The following is a 23,976-nucleotide window of genomic DNA, read 5'->3' as shown; positions in this document are numbered from 1 at the left end:
AACTACCAAAATATGAATAAAAATCGAACAAAAAAAATTCACGAGGAAAAACTTTAACGAATCACTCCCACGCTGTCATCAGAAAAACATTTTTATGTTATTCAATTTATTAATACGTCTGTGCCATACATATGCATTTAATAGCAATTTCGTGCTTGCCATCTTGATCAAAAAAGAATAAAAATACAAAAATATCGAATAAAAATTCAAAGAGGGTCTGCCGTGAAGGAACGTAGTACTGAACTGGTCCAGGGATTTCGCCACTCAGTTCCCTATATCAACGCGCACCGCGGCAAGACATTTGTTGTCATGCTGGGTGGCGAGGCGATTGAACATGAAAACTTCTCTAATATCGTCAACGATATAGGCTTGCTGCATAGCCTTGGGATCAGGCTGGTCGTGGTCTATGGTGCCCGGCCACAAATCGACAGCAATCTGGCACAGCATCACTACGAACCTATTTATCACAAGCATATCCGAGTCACTGATGCCCGTACGTTAGAAATGGTTAAGCAAGCGGCGGGTTTATTGCAGTTGGATATCACTGCAAGATTATCGATGAGTTTGAATAATACTCCGCTTCAGGGCGCGCATATCAATGTGGTCAGCGGTAACTTCATTATTGCTCAGCCGTTGGGTGTGGATGATGGGGTTGATTATTGCCATAGCGGTCGTATTCGCCGGATCGATGAAGAGGCTATTCATCGCCAATTGGACAATGGCGCTATTGTGTTGCTGGGGCCAGTGGCAGTATCAGTGACCGGCGAGAGCTTTAATTTGACCTCTGAAGAAGTTGCAACTCAATTAGCTATCAAACTGAAAGCTGAGAAAATGATCGGTTTCTGTTCATCCCAAGGGGTGACAGATAGCGAAGGTAATATTATTTCAGAACTGTTCCCGAATGATGCTCAAAAACGAATTGAAGAACTGGAACAAGAAGGTGATTACAACTCAGGAACAGTACGTTTTCTACGTGGGGCCGTGAAAGCGTGCCGCAGCGGTGTACGCCGGAGTCATTTACTGAGTTATCAGGAAGATGGCGCTCTGGTACAAGAACTGTTTTCTCGTGATGGTATCGGCACCCAGATTGTCATGGAAAGTGCGGAGCAAGTCCGTCGCGCAACCATTAATGATATTGGCGGCATATTAGAACTGATTCGCCCACTGGAGCAGCAAGGTATTTTAGTGCGCCGTTCACGCGAGCAGCTTGAAATGGAAATAGACAAATTCACCATTATCGAACGAGATAATCTGACTATTGCCTGTGCCGCACTTTATCCTTTCCCCGAAGAGCAAATTGGTGAAATGGCCTGTGTCGCGGTACATCCGGATTATCGCAGTTCCTCCCGTGGTGAAATGTTGTTAAAACGGGTAGCGAATCAGGCGCGACAAATGGGGCTTAAAAAACTGTTTGTGTTAACCACCCGCAGTATCCACTGGTTCCAGGAGCGCGGTTTTACTCCCGCAGAGGTTGAGGTATTACCAATTCAGAAGCAGGAGTTGTATAACTATCAGCGCCGCTCAAAGATTTTATTGGCCGATTTGTAATCTGAAGGGGCATTCGCCCCTTCGATATTTTCACTTCAATTGATTCAAACGATCCACCAATCCGCTTACGCGAAGTGTAGGAGTACGTATCGCATGGCTTAATACTGTATCGCTGCAATACAGTGTCAAACGCTGGCGTGCGCGGGTAATCGCGGTATAGACCAATTCCCGAGTTAACACGGGCATAAATGTATTAGGTAGAACCAATACAGTATGTTCAAACTCCGACCCTTGAGATTTATGTACGGTCATAGCATAAGCAGTTTCATGGCTGGGAAGACGACTCGGCTGCACCGATTTGATATTGCCGTCTGGTAATTGGAAATGCACCCGCAACTCACCTTCAGGATCAGGTAAAGCAATACCAATATCGCCGTTGAATAAACCGAGTGCACTGTCATTAAGCCCTATCATCACCGGCCTGCCAACGTACCAACGCCCCGATGGTCCTGGAGTTCGCTCGATTAATCGTTTGCGATGCAATAGTTGTTCGATCCGCTCGTTTAAGCCACTGACACCAAATGGCCCAGCGCGTAATGCGCATAACAGTTGATAGCGGCCAAATGCAGCAAGTACATCCACCGCATGAGCACCGGCGGCTGCCAGTTCAAGATAGCGCTGATAACCAGCAGCACAGTCCTCCAGCAATACCTGATAATCATCGGAATCTGCCAGAGAAAAGCGCTCAACATCCGAATATGTACCGTTAAAAACGGTTAACGCATCACGGTATTTCCCAGCATTAACCGCTAAAGCAAGTTGCCCAATACCGGACTTTTCATCGAAGCGGTAGCTTTTGCGCAGCAAACACAAGCTATCACGGACATTGACGGTATCTGTCTCCACTTCACCAATCGGGATGTTTCCCACCAATGTGCATCCCGTTAAGCGAGTTAACTGTTTAGCTCTAGGCTCGCTGTAACCCAACTCAGCAAAGCGGCATATATCCCCCAGTACCGCCCCCGCCTCTACCGAAGCTAATTGGTCTCGGTCACCGAGAAAAATCACCTGAGCTTTGCTGGGTAATGCGGCAATAAGCCGCGCCATCATGGGTAAATCCACCATTGATGCTTCATCAACCACCAGCACATCAAGGCTTAGCGGGTTACCGCAGTGATACCGCAAGCGCTGGCTGTTAGGTTGCGCGCCCAATAAGCGGTGCAATGTAGATGCTTGATCTGGGAATAATTTGCGTTCATCGTCAGTCAGTGAGAGTTGGCGAATAGCGTTCCCCAGGGATTCAGTCAACCGCGCGGCAGCTTTACCGGTTGGAGCGGCAAGCTGGATACGTAAACGTTGCCCTTGGCTCAGTTGTATCAGCGCAGTCAATAGCTTGGCTACCGTCGTCGTTTTCCCCGTCCCTGGGCCACCGGAAATCACAGAAATACGCCGGGTAGCGGCTACCGCAGCAGCCACTTTTTGCCAGTCGACCTCATTTTCTGCCGGCCCAAATAGGCGATCAAGCGTATCTCTTAATAATGTTTCGTTGACGTCTCTGGTTTCGTTGTCGTCACTGCCTTGGTTAATAAGCGACGACGTATTGTCACTGGCAATAAAGCGCACCACATCCCCTTCGTATTGCCACATCCGTTGTAGATACAAACGGTTATTTTGCAACACTAAGGGGGTGGGCCGCGAACCATCGCTAACTGCCGGAGAGCTATTGAGTTTTTGTATCCAATGTAATGGATCTGGCGCACCGACAGCCTGCCACAGTGCTTGTGATAGCGCTGGCTGTCGGCCACCAAATAGTTGATCTGGCTGCAAATAACTCAATGGTAGACACACGTGCCCAGCGCCAGCTTCAGCACTGAGAACAGCGGCTGCCAGTTGCAGCATGGGATCATTATCACCGGCTATCATCCGCGAGAACTGAACATCCAGTGGCCGTAGTAAGTGGTCACGAACCGCTTGCTCCAGTAACGTCATCATATCGATGTACCCTCAGCGGATATCGCCATACCACTGTTGTCACTCATATGCGGGTCTACTTCACGGCCACTGAATAAACAATCCATCCCTTCGATGAGTTCTCGCTCTGGGCGGCAGCTAAAAATGCCATTCCCCGGATGTTGTTTATCAACACCACGTAGAAAGAGATAAATGACACCACCAAAGTCGCGCTGATAGTCATAATGACTCAACCGATGACGTAAATAGCGGTGTAATGCCAGAGTATAAAGCTGATATTGTAAATCATAACGATGCTCCGCCATGGCTTGGGTCATAGCATCGTGGGTATAGGCACTGCTATCCTCACCCAACCAGTTGGATTTGTAATCCAGTAAATAATATTTACCCTGCCAGCAGAAAACCAGGTCAATAAACCCTTTCAGCATTCCTTTGACTTGCTGAAAATCCAGCACCGGGCACTGGCGAGAGAGTGGGTCATAGCGCTTGATTAAGCTATCTAGCTCACGGGCTTGCAGCAAAGTGTCTATTGGCAAATAAAATTGCAACTCTGCTTGCTTGCTCTGTGGCGTCAATTGCGCCAATGTCACACCGGTTTCATTCAGAGGGGTTTGTACAATGTCATTTAACCACTGATACAGCATAGGTGACCACTGCTCACCAAAACCTTGTTGCTGTAACTGTTCTGTCAGCCAGTCTTGTTCAAGAGGCTGACTGAAATCCAAAGGCTCAAGTAAATCATGCAGGAAAGTACCGGGTGCCGCGCCTCTTGGGAAAGTATGAGGGGTTAACTGAGGCTCAGTTATTAATGCTTGCTCACCAACAGCGTCAGTATCCAACCCTGGTAATAACTCCAGTAATGGTACACTCAGCGCCGGTGAGGCTCCGCCTTTACTCGAACCATGCTGTTGTAGGCCGGAATAGCTGGTGACCCGCCAAAAATCGTTAATTTGGCGGTTAAACTGACGAGCGGCAAGGGCTGGCAACTCATCCTGCTGCGGCTGCCAAGGTGTCTCATCCAGTTGCCCGGCTTGTGAAACAGAAATCTCTCCATCTGCCAGCGCCGCCAACTCTGCCAGTTTATCTGCAAGATACTGCGCATCTCCCGCCTGACCTTGTTGCACCAGATAGCCTAACGCGCTGAGATGCATATCACTTTCACCCTGTTTTTTTCGCCCCCCTTTAATCAGCGGGGCAATACCTATGCTGCAATGATAAACCGCACGGGTAAGTGCTACGTATAATAACCGTAAGTCCTCAGCCAGACGTTCTTCCTCCGCCAAAGCCTGACTTTCTTCATCAGAATTCAGATCAAGTAATGCTTCAAAGCTGTGGCGATCATGGTAAAGCACATCTTGCTGCTGGCGGAAATTGCCCACAAAAGGTAACCAAACCAGCGGGTATTCCAATCCTTTGGATTTATGGATAGTAATGACTTGCACCAAATGGCGATCACTTTCCAAACGAAGTTGTTGGTTATCAGACTGATGATTCGGTTGTGCTATTTGTTGTGCCAACCAACGGATTAGTGCGTGCTCACTATCAAGCTGTGATGCTGCTTCTTGCAATAACTCCCCCAGATGCAGCAAATCTGTTAGCCGCCGTTCACCGCCCTGAGTTGCCAGCAAATTCTCAGCTAAATGGCGCTGAGCCATAATCTCCCGCAGCATCGGGAGCACTCCACGGCGCTGCCAGTGTTGGCGATAACCATCGAACTCATCAACCAAAGCATCCCAAGCCCGCTCATCGTGATTCAGCTCATCCAACATTCGCGCATCCAGCCCCAAGATGCCGGTCGCCATAGCGCTGCGTAATGCCCGCTCCTGCTCGGGAGCCAAAACAGCCTGTAATAGCCACAGCAGATCTTTGGCCTCCGCAGTATCAAATACGCTGTCACGGTTGGAGAGATACACGGATGGGATAGCCAATGCACTCAGGGCATCGCGCACCAGTGCCGCCTCTGCCCGGCTCCGCACCAATATGGTGATATCTGATGCCTGAACCGGCCTTGAACTTGTGGCTGTCACTAATTGCGCCAGGCCTTTTTGCCCGGCAGTAAGCCAGTCTCGGATTTGGACGGCACATTGCCGAGCCATTAACTGTTGGTACTCACTAACCCCTACACCTTCCCCAGGCTGCAACCAGAAAGACATAGCTGGCTGTTTTTTCCCTTTTATTTCAAATGATAAATGTTTATTTTTTTGTGCAGGTGCCACATTTATAAAGGGAATTTGCTCAAACAAAAAAGGAATATCGACCAGACTAAAAAGTCGGTTGACTGATTGCACCATTGGGAAGGATGAGCGCCAGTTAGTCTCTAATGTGTAGTGGGCACTTACTTCTGAGCGAGCACGAATATAAGTAAAAATGTCGGCACCACGGAAAGCATAAATAGCCTGTTTAGGGTCACCAATCAGCAATAGGCCACACTCTTCTTGCCCACCATAAAGTGTGTGGAAAATACGGTATTGTTGCGGGTCAGTATCTTGAAACTCATCAATCATTGCTACGGGATAACGAGTGCGAATGGATTGAGCCAACAATTCTCCGCCAGGTTGTTGCAATGCCGCATCCAGTTTACTGAGCAGGTCATCAAACCCCAACTCTGCCCTCTGGCGTTTTTCTTGCTGCACAGAGATTCGTATCTCGCTGATAGCCCGGGCTAAAATCAGATCTCTGAGTGTCAGCGGTTGTTCGAATATACGGTCTATAGCATGGAAGACATCGTGCTGGGGAGCCTCACCCTTTTTGGTTTTTTCAAATAATACTGATTGGCGAAATTTCTCTAACTCTTTGGGTAACTGATAATCACCCGTTTCTTGTTCAGCCCAGCTACCGACTTTTTCCAGCCAGTTAGGTAAATATCGAGCACTATAGCTGCGTTTATCAACACCAGACCCACTAATTAACGCCTCTAACTCTGGAGCCGCAGCGCGCCATTGCGCCTTAACTGCATCAATTTGTTCCACTATCTGCTGATGTCGACTGAGTATCGTTTCATCATCACCGGGCGCTTGTCGAAATTTTGGCGTTTCACCTTGTAAGTAAGCAGAAAGATCTTTAAGTAATGCCTCCGGCCCGCTCCACTCCTGACTAACCGCTCTGGCGACAGCCAACGGGAGTGGGTAGCAATGACGCCGCCAGAAATCGGCGCAAGCTTGCCTACGTAATGGCAGCTCATCTTGCACCAAGGTTTGCTCGAATAAGATACCCGATTCAAAGGCATTGTTAGCCAGCATTCGCTGACAAAAACCATGAATAGTATAAATTGCCGCTTCATCCATCTGGCGCTCAGCCGCCAGTAATTGTGCTGCGGCCTCACTCAAATCAATGATTTCAGCTAACAAAGCCTGATGCATTGGGTCATCACTGACTCCCCGAACGCAAGCGATTCTTAACTCATGAATATTGTTACGAATTCGCCCTCTTAACTCTTCAGTTGCCGCCTCGGTGAAAGTCACCACCAGGATTTCCTCGACCATTAAGGGGCGACGAAACGCCGCCTCCCCGCCTAAGCCAAGCAACAATCTGAGATAAAGAACCCCGATGGTAAAAGTCTTACCAGTACCGGCGGAAGCTTCAATTAGCCTCTCGCCATACAAGGGGAGCGTTAGCGGTTCCAGCCGCTGGGGAGTCATTGATGTCATGGAGCCAATACCTTCTGCGGTAAGGTTGCTTGCAAGGCTGACGTTGTTGGGTAGGTCGTCCATCCTTTAAGCACCGCATACCCCCCTTCGGTTTGCCCCTGACCTTTAACCTGAGAAAGCAGTGCCAAGCCTTGTGGTTTGATAACCGCTTGCTGGAAGAAATCTGCCAATGCCGTGTTCGTCAGCAGTTTTACCTGAGCAATCATTTTCTCACGGCTATCAAAGGCAAAATTATTGCGATTAAAATCATTGCTGTATCGGCTAGCTTCTTCATCCAGCGTTTGTGGGCGTTGCAGTAATTGGTTGATTAACGCTTGTTTATATTGCTCAAAATCAGTCAGTTTCATTTCCCGCAGCCGCTTCTCAGCTTGTGGGTAGAACGCAAGATAGCGCTGATAAAGATAATCAGGCTGCTTGCTATTACTTTGCAGTAAGAAGCCTAAGCCCCATTGACGCCCAACTGACATTGGGAAGGCAAATACCGCGTAGCCAAGTTGTTCTGCGGTGCGCAGTTGATCATAGAACCACGGCTGCACAATTTGCCCCAACAAGGCACTGTAAGCCATACCCTCAATTTCGGTATAACCCGTCGGCACATAGACGGCTGCCAGTGCAGCGTCAGAGCTGCTACCCAGCCGTTCCATATTGGCAAGTTGGGCTTTATCAATAATGACATCCTCACCAGTCCACCAGGTTGTTCCAGTCAAACTGAGTTGTTTTTTCAATGACTCGGCCAGAGATGTCACTTGCTCGGCAGTCATATTACCTACTGCTAAGACTTCTACCGCAGACTGCTTGAGCAGGTCATCGCGATAAGTCACAACATCTTGCACGCTGATGCTGTCCAGCAATTTACGTCGCTCGCTACGTTCTGCATAAGGGACATGAGACAGTAACTTCGCTGGCTGAATAGCCAATTCATAAGCCTTACCCTTCTCGGCGACTTCCAATTGCTCACGATACCAAGACTTAGCTTGTGCCAATCTCTCTTTTGTTGGCGTGAAACTGGAATAGCCTTCAACCAAAGAAGTCAGCAATTGCGGCATCCGCTGAGTGAAGCCATTTGCACTGACATACAAGCCATTATTCGGCGCGGTCGAGAAGCTGATCCCACCGATTGAAGCCTGATAACTCAGCTCATCCAATGACAGCCCAGCCAGATAGTCAGTCAAAGCAAAAAGAACCTGATGACGGGCGGTGTCCAGTGCATGTGGATTACGGAAAGCAACGGAGATATCGGCTTTAGGTTCGTCAGCAAAATACTGACTTGGCATATAGAACACCCGCAGCCCTGGCTGTTCAGCCACTTTCTGTGGTCGGGTGATATTCTTATCGGCTTTGATTAAAGAGAAGTTATCCGGAATATACGGGTTAAGTGCCGGTAAACTCAGCGTGATATCTTTCCCCAATTTCTGCCATTCTTGCATCTCTTGCGGGCTGATTTTGTTGACCTGATAAGGGGCATCAACAAAATAAGCGACTTTGTTATGAGGTTCTTCTGGGCTGACAAACCAGATACGGGCATTTTCCGGTGTCATTTCAGCCAGTCGTGTAGCAATGGCTTTCGGGTCATACTTGTCAGCCAGATAAGGGGCATCAAGCACATGCTCGACAGGCACCCGCAGCATCATATCCACCAGCCACTCAATGTAATCCATATCCCGCGTGATTGAGGGATAGCGGAAATCCAGATTTAATACATGGGCGATTTCATCAAAATAACTCTTTTTAATGCCATCTTTGTGTAGCATGTTGATGTAATCGAAAATGGCCGCTACCACGATATCCCGATTAGCCAGGCCTTTATCGGTAAGGGATACTGAAATGGAGAATACGCCGCCATTTCTGTCTACCATCGGGTCAGCACCTGCATTGATTGCATCAGCCAGCCCCTGTTTTTGTAACCAGTCAGACAAGGTATCTTTGCTGCGATTACCTATCAAATAACTGATATAGGTATCTGTTTTACTACGAAATTCTGCGCTGTTGTTTTCAATACGGAATTCGACTTTCAACTGTTTACGCGGTTGAGCCGGCACATAATGAATAATAATACCGGTTTGATCTGGTGTGACCGCGGGTACTGTAATCGGTGGTACTTTTGCATCCCGATTCGGAATTCGACCAAAGGTATCAGCGGCTAATTGTGCTAATTGCTCCAAAGATTGATTGCTATACAGTACCCCCACCATCAGATTGGCCGAGTAGTAGCGATGATAGAAGCTCAGAAGCTCATCATGTAATTTACCATCTGGCTTATCTTTAAGTGTGTCCAGATTGCCACCGGAGAAACGCGCGCTGGGATGAGCTGGATTAAGTGTTTCCGCATTCACCTGCGCCATCCGCATGCCATCGCGTGAACGAGCCATCGTCAATTCTGCATTCACCGCATTGCGTTCACGATCGGCATTAATGGGGTCTAGTAGCGGCTCCGCAATAGCATCAGCCAAACGGTCAACCGCCGGGGCCAATGCATCATTTTCAATTTCAAGATAATAAGCGGTTCGATACGAAGCCGTACTCGCATTATGGCTACCACCATGCTTTTTCAAGAACTCAGAGAAACTACCTGGCTCAGGAAAACGCTTAGAACCCATCAGTAACATATGTTCTAAATAATGGGCTAATCCCAGTTGGTTATTAGGATCTTCCAGTGATCCAACAGGCAATGCCAAAGCAGCTAAAGACTTCGGCGCTTGTTCATCAGAGACTAACAACACTGTCATACCATTAGGCAATTTTATTGCCTGATATTTACGCAGATCATGTTCACTTTTGTGAATAACTTCTGCCAGTGGTTGCCATGCAGGAGTGTCGGCCCAACTCAATGGGGCCAGCAGACCTAATAAGAAAAATATGCCAATGATACGGGCAAACTGTTTATGCATTCCGTTTCTCCCCTAACCCCTTAAAATTGCCGCTAAAACATATATCCGGCTTCTGGTATTCAATCTGCACTAAAATCTGGTTTGGTCATGCACAGCTATCACGCCTTATTATGGCGAGCTATGGGTAATAAATAACGTTCAGTTTCGTTTAATATCGTGTCGAGATGTTGATTATCCATCAGGCGGAATACCCGTTGTATATAGTTATCCTCACCTTCTCCGGCAATCCGTTGGTCACCTTGCCAAACCTGTAAAAGTTTCATTCGGGCTTTGGTTTGTGTTTCTTCATCCCACAAAATTTGACCAGACTCGCGATCAAAGCACTGACTCAACCATGCCCAGCCGCTTTTACTCAGTAGTAGTAAAGGTTCGCACATACCTTGCTGATAGCCACTGATTAACTGCTGTAAATATTGCCGGGCTTCATCACAATCCAGTGGGGCATAACGCCATGCGGTTCCTTTACGGCCATACATTCGGCTGTCACCCTCACCGCCGGCGGCGCAATACGCCACATGTTCAATCCACAATAAAAGCCCATCGACCGCTGTCAGTGCCGCGGGTCGCCAGCGAACCAAGCCATCTTCCTGAATTTGATGCATCCATCCAGTCAGGGTGGTATCCCCAAACTCAATATTTAGTTCAATACTGTGACTATCTTTGCGTTCAGCACGAATTTGTTCAGCTAATGGCAGCATTTCTTCTTGCTGGCTTTCCCAGTAAAGCTCGCCGAAAGAACCATAAGGAAGGTTACCCGCCGCACGGGCATGGGTGAAGACAGTATTGATATCACTTTCTTCTATCAATGCATCCAATAGTTGAGTATTAAACTGATAACGGTTGAGATTATCCAAAGTAAAGGGTTCTTCATCGGGCAGTTCCGTTTCTTCAATAACGAAATTCACCCCCAACCGGCGTTGGAAAAATGCCCTCACAGGGTGGCGATAAAAGCGGATTAATTCATCAAGAGTGATTTCAGGTAAGGGTTCTGGCGGCAGAGGCTGAGTAAATTCTGGGTGTGCCGCCCCTCGGGACTCAGCAGCAGGTAACCATTCAGCGGCATAGCTTTGTAACTCACTATTTTGGGTAAAATTCTCTGCTGCAAACGGCATACGCGCATGCCAGCAGAGTAAATGTTGAATGACCCGTTTGGCACTGTCATCTGCACTGAGTTCTTCATCACCTGGCAAGTGATAACTTTGTGAAATGTATTCAATCAACTCACTAACCAGAACTGAAGGATAGCGCTTACTGTTGTCTTGAATCGAGCGTCCGATATAACTGATATAGAGTTGCTGCTGGGCGGAGAGTAATGCTTCAAGGAACAGATAGCGGTCGTCATCACGGCGGCTACGGTCACCACGGCGAACCTGTTTAGCCATCAAGTCAAAACCCAACGGCGGTAGTGTTCGTGGGTAAACACCGTCATTCATCCCTAATAAGCACACCACTTTAAACGGGATTGAACGCATTGGCATCAGTGTACAGAAATTGATTGGCCCCGCGAGGAAGCGCTGGCTAATACGTTCATTGTCCAGGCGCGAAGCCAGTTCATCCCGCAACAGATTCAGTGGCACGATATCCGGATATTGGGCAGCAATACCATAGCTGATAACCTTCTGCCATTGCTGCTCAATCAGAACCAGCACCGCTTCAGTATCATTATCGGGCTCAAAGAAGGTCTCTAATAATTGACGGCATAATGGTAGCCATTCACTCAGTGAACGAGATTCGCTTAATTGCTGTCGCCACTGGCTCAATTGCATCAACATATCCGCTAATTGCCCGGCAAGCTCAGCCGCTAAACCGCTGGATTCGTCATAGGGCAAAACCCCTTGCCAGTCACCGGCATTGCTGTCCATAGCATAACCCAGCAGCATACGAGTCAGGCCAAAATGCCAGGTATGCTGACCGGTTGCGGGCAGAGACAACTCACGCACATTGTCATCATCTAATCCCCAGCGGATACCTGACTCGCCAACCCATTGCCGTAAACGGCGCAATCCATCTTCGGTAATACCAAATTTATTGGCTAAAGCGGGCACTTCCAGCAGGGTTAATACCTGCTCAGAAGTAAAACGGCTCTGGGGCAAATCAAGTAGAGAGATAAAAGCCTGAAGTGCGGGATGTGCCTGGCTAGCCTTGCGGTCTGAAATCGCAAATGGCAAATAGCGATCCCCTGTAGCATTACCAAATGTGGCCTGAATATAGGGGGTATAGCTATCAATGTCAGCGACCATGACAATAATGTCACGCGGAGTCAGTTCAGGGTCGGCCTCCAATAATCGCAGCAGATTATCTTGTAAGACTTCAACTTCGCGCTGAGAGCTGTGGCAGACGTGTATGCTTAGGGAGCGATCCCTGAGATCTAAAACTCGCTTTTGGTGGCTATGCGCTAATGTCTCTGGTGTAGTACCAATAACGGCATGGTCTTCAAGCTCCAGCATATCGTGTTGAATACCATGTAATAGGTTATCAGGTTCGATATCAACAAAAGCATGAACCTCTTGGATCTCATCAACCTGGGATAACAGATACATGTGGTCACGGCCAAGTCGCCCCCATGAGGCCAATAACGGGTTACTAAGGTCTTGTTCACCATCAGCATTAAATAGTTGCTCCGCCCGCTCAGGGTCACGGAACAATTTTACTTCCAGCGATTCACGATAATGCCTGCGTTTACGGCTTTGTAATTTCGCCAGAAAAGCATAATCCTGAATGTCCCCCCAGAAATAACGGCACGGGTTAGTAAACATCAAATGGATATCGATGTGTTTACCCAGTGCTTGTAAGGCCTGTAAATAGATTGGGGGTAATGCGGATATACCACAGATGAATACTCGTTTGGGCAACCCTGCCGGACAAACATCGGATTCAAGAAGTGTGCGAATAAAACGCTGATAGAGATTGGCGCGGTGCCATTCCGGTTGTTCTAATTGGCGGGTATAGCGCGTTAATTCAACCCACAGTAAAGCTTGCCACTGCTGGGCATCATCCAAATTATCAATGAGTTGACCACGTTCCCAGCTCTCAAGCCATTCAGGGCGATACACCAGATATTGGTCAAACAGGTCAGCGACTCGTGCCGCAAGTTGGTGAATTTTACGCTTATCGCTATCGTCGCTTAAATAGCGTTTCATCGCAGAAAATACCGGATTTTCCAATAAATCCGGTAATAACCACATGAGTTTCCATGTCATGGCATCTTTGCTAAATGCGCTTTCTTTTGGGATGCCGGGTAACACACGGGTAAACATTTCCCAGATAAAGGTTGCTGGCAATGGAAATTCAATATTAGCTGCAATGCTAAATTGTTGAGCCAATTGCATTTGGAGCCATTGAGCCATACCAGGGCTTTGCACCAGTACCACTTCTTGCTGAAAAGGGTTATCCAACGGTTCTCGTTCTATCAGCGCAGTTGTTAGCGCTTTGAGTAAATCCAATTGATTAGAATGATAAACCGTGAACATGATGACTCCCTTAAGGCACTATGGAGAATATCCATAAATGATTAAACCAGCTGATTATCACTTGTGGATAAATCCTGAAGTTTAATACTCTAGCTTGATAATGAATGAGCGCAATAGGTTATCGTCATTATCCTCTTTATAGCCATACGACTAACTACCCTCACTCGTATTACAAAACCAACGACTTAATTCTGCCTGCTGCTTCGGCTGTATTCTCAGGGTGAATGTAAACTCAGTGCACTCCCCGTCAATTCGCTTTATAAACTGACGGTATTGCCAGTGAGGTTTGATTCCAGAGATAAGCGCCTTAGCAGACTTGTCACCACCACTGTCAATATGTTGATTAAGCAAAGACCACGCTTGCCGTTGCTGCCATAAAGAAGAGAAACCCTGCAAAAGTACCTGATGGTATTGCAGCAATCCCAGCAGCGAGACTGAGAAAAAAAGTGCTGCAATTAAGGCCTCTGGCAGGCTAAACCCCTGTTGAGTATGATTTTTAGCATGTTGTGGCGGGTCACGATATCTGACTAAATACAAAATTTAGCATCCTTGTCCGGGCAAAAATCTAGCCAACCATGAGCAGCTTTCATCAATCGATACTGCCCTTTATTTCCTTGTTCTGAATTCAGTTTAGTTCGCTGGTAGAGCATCAAAGGCGGCTGAGTTCCGAAAGATTGGCTCTCTCCTCTAAGAATAAAAAAGCCAGCCAGCGATGACGGTCTAATGCAGGCTTTTAAGCCATATTGTGGCTGCTCATGACAATGCCATACTGCTCCCCTCTGCCACGGCAAGCTGAATGACCAACTCTGGGTTACGCCCCAATTCAATGAAGATGCCGCTTGATTAAAGGCACGTAAGTGGTGCTGTTCCTCCACGGTAATTCTCTGAATATTATCCAATTGCCGATGTAAAGCTGATAGCAGAAATAAACCAAGTGCAAAAAGAGTAGCGATGGCAGCCAAAGTACTCGTCCCCTGCTGTTGTTCCAGTCTCATAAATTATTCCCGCGAATGGTATAAGTCAGTCGGCGGTGTATCTCTGGATGACCTTTTTTTTGCCCCGCCAGTTGCACACGATAAACCGGTTCTGCGGTTTGCAGCAGCAATCGGTTAACAGAAAAATGCGTTATAGTGATTTCTTTCGGATCAAACAGTTTTTCCCAACCGCTGCCCGAACAATTCAGTGCGCCACGCTGACCTTCCAATGCTTTATTACGCAGACGGTAACCAAAGTATTCAGATTCCTGATGTTTCTCCCCTTCCCACCGGCCATTGCGATTGAGGTCATAAGCAACAATCAGGCAAGAGTTTGAGGCTTCATTTGGGTAACTAGCTGTTGTAATTGCCTTTCCCTGACACTCGCCGTGACAAAATCCCGCCCGCCGAAGATCCTTTTCCAGGGCCGCCATAATTTGGCTTAGCGCCAGCTCCAGATGATAATGTTGCTGCAATATTGATATTTGCTTGTGTAATTGGGGGAAAACTTGTGTGGCGGCCATAATAATCATGCTGCCAATACTCAGTGCCAGCATCATTTCTGGCAGGGTAAAACCGGCCCTGTATTTCTGCGAAAAATGCTCAGGTACAGAGGCATCCAGCTTCTTTGCTATTTCTGGCATAAATGAATCCCTGCTATTGATTGCCCCTCACTACATAGCCGGATTCGCCCACGGCTAGAGATAATTAACCGGATACGCCCGGCCGGGTTACTGAGCACAATATTTCCTGCCTGCGCCGTGTTTCTGATGCCATAAAAACCGATTTCTTTATTTAAAGAAATCGTCATAGAAACATTAGAATAAGGTGGAATAAATATTTCCCCCTCTAATAATGAACAAGCTCCTGTTGGCTCATTGCCACTGCCTAAACACCCCTGTTTGTCTTGCCGTATCCACAGTAATGTTGTGCTGTTGCTGCGATTAGCCTTGGCCTGTAAATGTGTTAAAAAAGCAAGTAACTGGCGAGCACTGTCCGCAAGTCTTTCCCGTTGGCGGTAATGGTGCCAACTCTGTACCCCCCATACAGTCATCATACCGGCCAAGGCAATGACTAATAGCAGTTCAATAAGGCTAATACCTTTTTGTTTTTTAATAATATTTCCACTGATCAAACGCAGTTTATTGAGTCGTAGATTGGTTTTCATGGCGTGAGTTTACGTCGTGAAAAATTGAGATCCAGTAGCGCTTAATGAAGGCTGGAAGTGGTACGCAAAATTTTATTTATAGCGACATAAATACCAATAAAGGTGCGGCGCGCTTCGCAATTTTTTGCCAGTAGACGTAGTAGATAAAATGAAAGGAATGGCTATTAAAGGGGTTGTTGCAGGCTAAAAATTAGTGGTATATACCCTAAATAATTCGAGTTGCAGGAAGGCGGCAAGAGAGATAATCCCGATGAGCTTACACAAGTAAGTGATTCGGGTTATTGAACGTAGCCAACGCACATGCAGCTTGAAGTATGACGGGTATAAACCGGAGCCATTTGGCTCCGGTTTAACATCAGATAGCAATCGGGGCTTTGATGCCAGGGTGAGGATCGTAACCTTCAATTTCAAAATCTTCGAAACGATAATCAAACAATGAAGCAGGTTTACGTTTGATAATCAGTTTTGGCAGAGCCCGCGGTTCACGGCTTAATTGCAGGTGAGTTTGCTCAATATGGTTGCTGTATAAGTGCGTATCGCCCCCCGTCCAGACAAAATCACCCACAGCCAAATCACATTGCTGTGCCATCATATGTACCAGTAATGCATAGCTGGCAATGTTAAATGGTAAGCCGAGGAACACATCGCAAGAGCGTTGATATAGCTGACAAGATAGCTTGCCATCAGCCACATAAAACTGGAAGAAAGCATGGCACGGTGCCAAAGCCATTTGATCCAACTCACCCACATTCCATGCAGAAACGATAATACGACGGGAGTTTGGGTCTTGCTTAAGCTGCTGCACTACCTTACTCAGTTGGTCAATCTGGCGGCCATCAGCAGCGCCCCAAGCGCGCCACTGCTTACCATAAACCGGGCCAAGATCACCGTTTTCATCGGCCCACTCATCCCAGATTGAGACGTTATTTTCCTTCAGATAACCAATATTGGTATCGCCGTTGAGGAACCATAACAACTCATGAATGATGGAACGCAAATGGCAACGCTTGGTGGTTACCAGTGGGAAACCATCTTGTAAATTGAAACGCATCTGATGCCCAAAAATCGACAGCGTTCCAGTACCGGTGCGGTCATCTTTGGTCGTGCCTTCTTCCAGCACTTTTTTCATCAAATCCAGATACTGTTTCATGTTACCTCACGAAAGTTGTTGCGCAGGACGGCGATACGCCCAAATCATCATAATGATACCGGCCAGAATCATAGGTACAGAGAGGATCTGCCCCATGCTGATCACGCCGTCGAACAAGCCAAGCTGGGCGTCAGGCTGGCGGAAACATTCCACAATAATACGGAACGCGCCATAACCAATCAGGAACAGGCCTGAAACACTGCCCATGGGGCGCGGCTTGCGGATAAACAGGTTCAGGATGATAAACAGCACCACCCCTTCCAGAATCATTTCATATAATTGCGAAGGGTGGCGCGGCAATACACCGTATTGATTAAAGATTGCCTGCCACTTAGCAGGGTCGGCGGCAACAATCGCAATATCTTCGCCCCGAGAAGTCGGGAACAGCATCGCCCATGGAGTATCCGTGGTGACCCGGCCCCACAGCTCGCCATTGATAAAGTTACCCAAGCGGCCAGCGCCTAAGCCAAATGGAATCAGTGGCGCAATAAAATCAGCAACCTGGAAGAAATGGCGCTTGGTGCGGCGAGCAAACCACAGCATCACACAGATAACACCAATCAAACCGCCGTGGAACGACATGCCGCCATCCCACACCTTAAACAGATACAGTGGATTATCGAGGAACAGCGGCAGGTTATAGAACAGAACATAACCAACACGACCACCGACAAACACCCCGAGGAAGCCGGCGTAAAGGAGATTTTCGACTTCTTCTTTGGTCCAGCCACTGCCCGGCTTATTGGCCCGACGAACCGCCAACCACATAGCGAAGACGAAGCCCACCAAGTACATCAGGCCATACCAATGCAGGGAAACCGGGCCAATTGAGAAAATGACCGGATCGAATTTAGGAAACGCCAGATAGCTATTGCTCATCTATCACCACGAAATGTCTCATATTTTGAGAAAATGAATATACTTGCCCGGTTAGGGCCACAAGTTGCGCATAATAGCATAGCCCAAGGCCACTCAGGGGAGCCACAGTAGGTAAAGTTCTGTAACATTACTTTCCGCCGCGAATCAAACCACCTAACCCTCTACGCTCCATAAATGCCGCCGTGAGATGGCGTACATCCGTGGTCATTTGGGCGTTTAATACCCGCTCAGCCAAAGCTTGTGCATCCACTAAATCAATATTGCGCAGCAGATATTTAATGCGCGCCACACTGCGGCCATTCATGCTGAGGTTGCGATACCCCAGCCCAACCAGCAACAAAGCGCCCATCGGGTCGCCCGCCATTTCACCACATAAACTCACTTGCAGGCCATACTGTGTCGCCTGAGCCAAAATGTGACTCAGCACTTGTAGCATCGCCGGATGCAAGCTGTCATACAGCGAAGCAACACGCGTGTTATTACGGTCTACCGCCAGCAAATATTGCGTCAGATCGTTAGTGCCGACCGAGATAAAATCGACTCGTGATTTCAGATACGGCAGCATAAATATCATGGCTGGCACTTCAACCATCACACCCAGTTTAGGCTGGGGCAATTCATAGCCCAAAACTTCCTGAACTTCACGACCAGCACGATCAATCAAGCGTTTTGCCTCATCGACCTCTTCTAAACTGGTGATCATCGGCAATAAAATACCCAGATTACCGGTTCCGGCATTAGCCCTAAGCATCGCTCTGACCTGGATCAAAAAGATCTCTGGCTGATCGAGTGTGACACGGATACCACGCCAGCCCAGGCAGGGGTTTTCCTCACTGATCGGCATGTAAGGAAGCTGTTTATCGGCACCAATGTCCAGAGTCCTGAGTGTGACTGGTTTGTTCGGGTAAAGCTGCAACATACCTTGATACTGTGCCACCTGCTCTTCCTCTGATGGGAAGCCACTTTGCAGCATAAAGGGGATCTCGGTGCGATAGAGGCCCACGCCATCCACTCGCCCGCCCAACAGTTGTTCATGTTCCGGGCTAAGGCCCGCATTGAGCATCACCTGGATCCGCTCACCACTTTTCAGCGCGGCGGGTTGCTCAACATCATCTTCAGCCAGCTTACTAAGTTCAATCTCTTCCGTGACCAGCCGTTGATACTCTTTGACCAGCACCGGTTCAGGATCAACCAGCACTTCTCCGCGATAACCATCAACAATCAGTAACCGCTGATTCAGCAGCGCAGGTTGAATATCTGCGCCCATCACTGTCGGGATCCCCATGGCGCGCACCAGAATGGCGGCATGGGAGTTAGCAGCCCCATCACGCACCACCACACCGGCGAGGCGATCTTGTGGTACTTCAGCTAATAGTGTGGCGGTGAGTTCATCGGCCACCAGAATAAAACGCTCAGGCCACTGGCTGGCACCAGAAGTGCTGTCGTCGAGATGAAACAACAAGCGCTGGCCCAATGCCCGCAGATCACTGGCGCGCTCGCGCATATAAGTATCTTGCAAGCTGGCAAACTGCGCGGCAAATTGTTCGACGACTTGCTTAACCGCCCATTCCGCCACTGATCCGGCGTCAATTTGAGCGAAAAGTTCGCGCTTTAGGCGAGCGTCATTGAGCAAGTGGGAATAGAGATCGAAAATCGCCGCGCTCTCTTTTTGTGAGCTGGCGGCGAAACGCTTACTGAAGCGGCGGAATTCGGCCGCGGCCTCCTCCAGCGCTTGTGTCAGGCGTTCACGCTCTTGAGCAGTATCGAGTGTCGAGGCCTCGTAAACCAAATCGAGGGAAGGCTGCGAAGTATCCTGCCAGCCCTCAGCAACCGCAACCCCGGGTGCCGCAGCCAGTGCGCGGATACGTGTTTGGCGGTATTGGCCAAAAATGGCATTGAGCTGAGATTGAGAAAGAATACCCGCCAGTTGTGTTGCCAGCGTGACCATGAACGACTCTTCGCTCTCATCAAACTGACGATGTTCACGCTGCTGAACCACCAGCACACCAAGCAATTGGCGGCGATAAATAATAGGCACGCCGAGAAATGCCCGGAAGCGATCCTCTTTAACCTGGGGAACATATTTAAAACTGGGGTGGCTCTGTGCATCGGCCAGGTTAATAGGCTCGGCCAGGCGCCCTACCAGCCCGACAATCCCTTCGTCAAAAGCCAGCGTAATGGTGCGACCACGGGGCTTTTTCAAACCCCGTGTCGCCATCAGGTAATAACAACGGCGGTCATTATCTGCCAGATAAATCGAGCAGACTTCCGTGTCCATCGCCAGACAGGTTTCATTGACCAACAGCTCTAACGCATCCGTTAGGCTGGTTGCCATCGCCACTTTCTCAACTATTTCTCGCAAACGCGTGAGCATGATCGGCTTAACTTAACCTCTTTTACGGCGATAAGCGGGCGGTACCCGTGGCGGAGCTGCCTCCTGCACAGGCATTACGGTTGGAGCAAACTCTTTCATCACGCGACGATAAACATCCCGTTTAAAAGACACCACCTGACGCACCGGATACCAATAACTGACCCATCGCCAGCCATCAAACTCCGGAGTACTACTGCGTTGCATGTTGATATCGGCTTCATTACACATTAACTGTAGTAGAAACCATCGCTGTTTTTGGCCGATGCATACCGGCTTTGTATCCCAACGCACCAAACGTTTTGGTAATTTGTAGCGTAACCAGTTACGAGTTGAAGCCAGAATTCGGACATCTTTTTTGTTAAGTCCTACTTCTTCAAAAAGTTCACGATACATTGCCTGCTCTGGTGTCTCACCGGGGTTTATCCCCCCTTGGGGAAACTGCCAGGAGTGCTGACCGTAACGCCTGGCCCACAACACTTCGCCCTGCCGATTACAAATTACGATACCCACGTTCGGGCGGTAGCCATCATCATCGATCACCGGACTACCTCGATAAGCTTAAAACTCAAAGATGCTCTGATTGTTTCACACTAGCAACAGGCGGTAAACCACTGCTTATCCGCCAGCGAAACCTGATAACTCTGGGATAACTCACAGATATTGGCAAAGTTATAAACACCCTAAGGGCCGCGCGCGCCATTTTATTCACTTTTTCTGTGGATATAGGTGTGTAGAACTCTAGGGAAAAGCAGGTACAACTCATTTTAACGTAATTATACGACAAAAATACCAGAAAAAATAAATGATTAATTTCAATAAAATAACAGGTTTCCCACAGGTATTTACTACCTCAAAATGTGATCTATATCCGTTTTGGATCTGAGTCTGGCTAAAGATCCATCAATGTGGTTTTTATCCACAGATAATGAGGCAAAGTTATGCAAAAAAAGGCAAAACGCGCAAAAAAACCTGCCGTCAAGGCTGTAAATTGAACCAGTGATCGTGATTTATTGAGGTTATCCAATAAATCTGTGGATAAATAGGTGTAAGATCCTGTTCATTATTCCTGTCAGCAGGTGCACAAGATAGCTCAATTGGAAGTATTTATCGGGCGGAAGGAAAGAAAACTTCCGTTAAATCATGCTATTATTTGTTTCTGCTGGACGGGATAACAATACATCTACGGTCACTTTTATTTCAGTTCACTTTTTAACCGACTTTAGCAGGTTTTCATTTTATGTCTGTTTATTCACTGCCCCCGGCACCGCCCACTGATGAATATCAACTTTTTCAACGTGCTGAAGCACTCTCAGGTTTTACTCTCGGCGAATTGGCAAGCAGAGCGGGCTGGAACATTCCGGCCGATTTAAAACGGACAAAGGGCTGGGTTGGTATGTTGCTGGAATTCTATCTGGGAGCCAGCGCGGGCAGTAAACCTGAACAGGACTTTGCCAATATTGGTATCGAGCTGAAAACCATTCCTATCAGCGCCCAAGGTAAACCGCTGGAGACCACTTTCGTCTGTGTTGCCCCCCTGACCGGTAATAGCGGCATCACCTGGGAAAGCAGCCATGTACGGCATAAATTGGCCCGCGTGTTGTGGGTGCCTGTTGAAGGTGAACGGCAAATTCCGTTAGCACTGCGCCGGGTTGGCGCTCCTTTATTGTGGAGCCCGAATGAGGAAGAGGAAGAATTGCTGCGCCGCGATTGGGAAGAGTTAATGGATCTTATCGTTTTGGGCAAAGTTGAAACTATTACGGCTCGTCATGGCGAAGTCTTACAGCTGCGCCCGAAAGCGGCCAATAGCCGCGCATTAACTGAAGCCATCGGCGAACACGGGCAGCCCATCATGACCTTACCCCGTGGCTTTTATCTGAAAAAAACCTTTACCGGCCCAATGCTGGCCCGACACTTTTTGCTTTAACGGATGAATCCTATTATTCCGCTTAACCAATAAACGCGTATAATTGTATCTTTGTGTTTCCGCAAACTCCGTAATTTCCGTAAGGTGTAAGGCACAATGTTTGAATGGATTGCCGATCCAAATGCCTGGTTGGCGCTAGGCACACTGACTATCCTCGAGATCGTTCTCGGCATAGACAATATTATTTTCCTTTCTTTAGTGGTCGCAAAATTACCTAAAGCGCAGCAAAACAAAGCCCGTCGCCTTGGTTTGGCCGGTGCGATGCTTATGCGTTTGGCATTACTGGCTTCTATCGCCTGGGTTATCCGCCTGACGGAGCCGTTGTTTACTCTGGCCGGTCATGGCGTCTCGATGCGGGATCTCATTTTGCTGTTGGGTGGCTTGTTCCTGATTTGGAAAGCCAGCAAAGAAATTCATGAGACCATTGAGGGCAGTGATACCGACCATAGCAGTAATGTCAGTTCTTTCTTTGCAGCTATCGTGCAAATCATGCTGTTGGATATCATCTTTAGCCTGGACTCGGTGATAACTGCGGTAGGGCTGTCAGATCATCTGTTCATTATGATGGCCGCAGTCGTTATTGCCGTGGGCGTAATGATGTTTGCTGCCCGGCCGATTGGTGAGTTTGTTAACCGCCACCCCTCCGTCAAAATGCTGGCATTATCTTTCCTGATTTTGGTCGGGTTTACCCTGATGTTGGAAAGTTTCCAGATTCATATTCCGAAAGGCTACATCTACTTCGCCATGTTCTTCTCAATGGGTGTTGAAACCCTCAACCTCATGCGCGGAAAGAAAAATAAGCCAGTAAAATAAAAATATCTCGGGTGCGATTCGTCGCGCCCCTTTCCCACTATTTTCTGCACTTTTTCTTTGTCCTCTTCCCCCTGCCGCAGTGCTTAGTTATAGTCGGGTAAGGCGGGTTTGACTTAGCCTGATAACTTCAGACACAAAGGAAGGTCGGCAATGCAATATCATCGTATCCCCCACAGTTCATTAGAAGTAAGCCTGCTGGGTCTGGGCACCATGACTTTTGGTGAACAAAACAGTGAAGCCGATGCCCATGCTCAACTGGATTATGCCGTTGCAGCCGGTATTAACTTGATTGATACCGCAGAAATGTACCCGGTTCCCCCAAAACCAGAAACCCAAGGGTTAACCGAGCAATACATTGGTAGCTGGCTCAAAGCCCGCGGTAGTCGAGACAAAATTATTTTAGCCAGCAAAGTCTCCGGGCCATCACGCGGCAACGATAAGCCCATTCGCCATGATATGGCACTGGATCGGAAAAACATCCGTGCCGCGCTGGATGCCAGCCTTAAACGCCTTAATACCGATTATCTTGATCTTTATCAGCTACATTGGCCGCAACGAGAAACCAACTGTTTTGGTAAACTGAATTACCGTTACACTGAAGATAAGACCATTGAAAATAAAACAAGTGAAAATAAGGCACTAGCCACCCTGCTTGAGACACTGGAAGCGCTGAGCGAGCAGGTGCGCGCCGGTAAAATCCGTTATATCGGCGTATCAAATGAAACACCTTGGGGGGTGATGCGTTATCTGCATCTGGCAGAAAAGCATGCTTTACCGCGTATTGTGTCGATTCAAAATCCCTACAGTTTGCTTAACCGCAGTTTTGAAGTCGGTTTGGCCGAGATAAGTCAACACGAAGGTGTGGAACTGCTGGCTTACTCTAGCCTGGCGTTTGGTACCCTGAGCGGTAAATACCTTAATGGTGCACAACCTGCCGGGGCGCGTAATACCTTATTTAGCCGATTCACTCGTTATACCGGGCCACAAGCTCAATTAGCCACGGCTGAATATGTGGCGTTAGCAAAACGTCATGGGCTGGATCCCGCGCAGATGGCACTGGCTTTTGTACGCCAGCAACCTTTTGTTGCCAGCACATTGCTGGGTGCAACCACGTTGGAACAACTGAAAAGCAATATTGATAGCCAGAATGTGGTGTTAAGTCAGGAAGTATTGAATGCATTGGAAGAGATTCACACCCGCTTTACCTTCCCTGCGCCTTAATCCTGTCTC

16 protein-coding genes are annotated in these 23,976 nt (G+C 48.1%); 4 read left to right on the top strand and 12 right to left on the bottom strand.

Going from position 1 to position 23,976, the window contains the following annotated elements; genetic code table 11:
* Nucleotides 1–222: 222 nt before the first annotated feature.
* A complete protein-coding gene (gene argA / locus HU019_RS07320; RefSeq protein WP_174848579.1) occupies nt 223–1,548 on the top strand; it encodes an amino-acid N-acetyltransferase in 1,326 nt (441 codons plus the stop codon).
* Nucleotides 1,549–1,578: 30 nt separating this feature from the next.
* Here argA and recD read toward each other — a convergent pair whose 3' ends face one another.
* The 12 genes from recD to rppH form a co-directional block, all read right to left on the bottom strand.
* Nucleotides 1,579–3,477: an exodeoxyribonuclease V subunit alpha gene (gene recD, locus HU019_RS07315; RefSeq protein ID WP_407083983.1), complete on the bottom strand. Its 1,899-nt coding sequence runs from the start codon at nt 3,475–3,477 to the stop codon at nt 1,579–1,581.
* Entirely contained in the window at nt 3,477–7,106 is a 3,630-nt protein-coding gene (recB, locus tag HU019_RS07310) for an exodeoxyribonuclease V subunit beta (RefSeq protein ID WP_174848665.1), read from the bottom strand. Before recB ends, recD begins: the two co-directional genes overlap by 1 nt.
* Nucleotides 7,103–9,994 (bottom strand): pitrilysin, encoded by a 2,892-nt coding sequence (gene ptrA / locus HU019_RS07305; protein WP_174848577.1) that lies wholly within the window; start codon nt 9,992–9,994, stop codon nt 7,103–7,105. The genes recB and ptrA overlap by 4 nt, the downstream gene beginning before the upstream one ends.
* Nucleotides 9,995–10,092: 98 nt before the next feature.
* The gene (recC, locus tag HU019_RS07300; protein ID WP_174848576.1) at nt 10,093–13,464 is read right to left on the bottom strand and encodes an exodeoxyribonuclease V subunit gamma; all 3,372 of its coding nucleotides are present in this window, start codon (nt 13,462–13,464) and stop codon (nt 10,093–10,095) included.
* Nucleotides 13,465–13,614: 150 nt separating this feature from the next.
* Entirely contained in the window at nt 13,615–14,001 is a 387-nt protein-coding gene (locus HU019_RS07295; protein ID WP_174848575.1) for a prepilin-type N-terminal cleavage/methylation domain-containing protein, read from the bottom strand.
* Nucleotides 13,992–14,459, bottom strand: coding sequence for a YgdB family protein (locus HU019_RS07290; protein ID WP_174848574.1), 468 nt, complete (start codon nt 14,457–14,459; stop codon nt 13,992–13,994). The genes HU019_RS07295 and HU019_RS07290 overlap by 10 nt, the downstream gene beginning before the upstream one ends.
* Nucleotides 14,456–15,082 (bottom strand): prepilin peptidase-dependent protein, encoded by a 627-nt coding sequence (locus tag HU019_RS07285; protein WP_174848573.1) that lies wholly within the window; start codon nt 15,080–15,082, stop codon nt 14,456–14,458. The genes HU019_RS07290 and HU019_RS07285 overlap by 4 nt, the downstream gene beginning before the upstream one ends.
* On the bottom strand, nt 15,070–15,606 hold the full coding sequence (locus HU019_RS07280; RefSeq protein ID WP_174848572.1) for a prepilin peptidase-dependent protein: 537 nt from the start codon (nt 15,604–15,606) through the stop codon (nt 15,070–15,072). The genes HU019_RS07285 and HU019_RS07280 overlap by 13 nt, the downstream gene beginning before the upstream one ends.
* Before the next feature lie 355 nt (nt 15,607–15,961).
* Nucleotides 15,962–16,756: a thymidylate synthase gene (thyA, locus tag HU019_RS07275; RefSeq protein WP_005165383.1), complete on the bottom strand. Its 795-nt coding sequence runs from the start codon at nt 16,754–16,756 to the stop codon at nt 15,962–15,964.
* A gap of 6 nt (nt 16,757–16,762) precedes the next feature.
* On the bottom strand, nt 16,763–17,635 hold the full coding sequence (lgt, locus tag HU019_RS07270) for a prolipoprotein diacylglyceryl transferase (RefSeq protein WP_011816984.1): 873 nt from the start codon (nt 17,633–17,635) through the stop codon (nt 16,763–16,765).
* A gap of 127 nt (nt 17,636–17,762) precedes the next feature.
* Nucleotides 17,763–20,009: a phosphoenolpyruvate--protein phosphotransferase gene (gene ptsP / locus HU019_RS07265; RefSeq protein WP_174848571.1), complete on the bottom strand. Its 2,247-nt coding sequence runs from the start codon at nt 20,007–20,009 to the stop codon at nt 17,763–17,765.
* Between the two features lie 12 nt (nt 20,010–20,021).
* Nucleotides 20,022–20,549 (bottom strand): RNA pyrophosphohydrolase, encoded by a 528-nt coding sequence (rppH, locus tag HU019_RS07260; RefSeq protein WP_005165374.1) that lies wholly within the window; start codon nt 20,547–20,549, stop codon nt 20,022–20,024.
* Nucleotides 20,550–21,246: 697 nt separating this feature from the next.
* On the opposite strand from rppH, the gene mutH reads away from it, so the two are divergent.
* From mutH to HU019_RS07245, 3 genes are all read left to right on the top strand, one after another.
* Entirely contained in the window at nt 21,247–21,933 is a 687-nt protein-coding gene (gene mutH, locus HU019_RS07255; RefSeq protein WP_174848570.1) for a DNA mismatch repair endonuclease MutH, read from the top strand.
* 96 nt (nt 21,934–22,029) lie between these two features.
* Complete coding sequence (locus HU019_RS07250) at nt 22,030–22,746, top strand: TerC family protein (protein ID WP_050078662.1); 717 nt, start codon at nt 22,030–22,032, stop codon at nt 22,744–22,746.
* Between the two features lie 150 nt (nt 22,747–22,896).
* A complete protein-coding gene (locus tag HU019_RS07245; protein WP_174848569.1) occupies nt 22,897–23,967 on the top strand; it encodes an NADP(H)-dependent aldo-keto reductase in 1,071 nt (356 codons plus the stop codon).
* Nucleotides 23,968–23,976 lie beyond the last annotated feature (9 nt).

Origin of the sequence: Yersinia artesiana (assembly GCF_902726545.1) — a bacterium.
Lineage (GTDB): Bacteria > Pseudomonadota > Gammaproteobacteria > Enterobacterales > Enterobacteriaceae > Yersinia > Yersinia artesiana.
The sequence above is the reverse complement of the archived record's forward strand: the minus strand, read 5'-3'. Positions and strand labels throughout refer to the sequence as shown.

Bases quoted from the DNA above. Each gene is read 5' to 3' on its own strand.
- recD (WP_407083983.1), bottom strand. From the start codon at position 3,477: ATGACGTTACTGGAGCAAGCGGTTCGTGACCACTTACTACGGCCACTG.
- recB (WP_174848665.1), bottom strand. From the start codon at position 7,106: ATGACATCAATGACTCCCCAGCGGCTGGAACCGCTAACGCTCCCCTTG.
- ptrA (WP_174848577.1), bottom strand. From the start codon at position 9,994: ATGCATAAACAGTTTGCCCGTATCATTGGCATATTTTTCTTATTAGGT.
- recC (WP_174848576.1), bottom strand. From the start codon at position 13,464: ATGTTCACGGTTTATCATTCTAATCAATTGGATTTACTCAAAGCGCTA.
- HU019_RS07290 (WP_174848574.1), bottom strand. From the start codon at position 14,459: ATGAGACTGGAACAACAGCAGGGGACGAGTACTTTGGCTGCCATCGCT.
- HU019_RS07285 (WP_174848573.1), bottom strand. From the start codon at position 15,082: ATGCCAGAAATAGCAAAGAAGCTGGATGCCTCTGTACCTGAGCATTTT.
- HU019_RS07280 (WP_174848572.1), bottom strand. From the start codon at position 15,606: ATGAAAACCAATCTACGACTCAATAAACTGCGTTTGATCAGTGGAAAT.
- thyA (WP_005165383.1), bottom strand. From the start codon at position 16,756: ATGAAACAGTATCTGGATTTGATGAAAAAAGTGCTGGAAGAAGGCACG.
- lgt (WP_011816984.1), bottom strand. From the start codon at position 17,635: ATGAGCAATAGCTATCTGGCGTTTCCTAAATTCGATCCGGTCATTTTC.
- ptsP (WP_174848571.1), bottom strand. From the start codon at position 20,009: ATGCTCACGCGTTTGCGAGAAATAGTTGAGAAAGTGGCGATGGCAACC.
- mutH (WP_174848570.1), top strand. From the start codon at position 21,247: ATGTCTGTTTATTCACTGCCCCCGGCACCGCCCACTGATGAATATCAA.
- HU019_RS07250 (WP_050078662.1), top strand. From the start codon at position 22,030: ATGTTTGAATGGATTGCCGATCCAAATGCCTGGTTGGCGCTAGGCACA.
- HU019_RS07245 (WP_174848569.1), top strand. From the start codon at position 22,897: ATGCAATATCATCGTATCCCCCACAGTTCATTAGAAGTAAGCCTGCTG.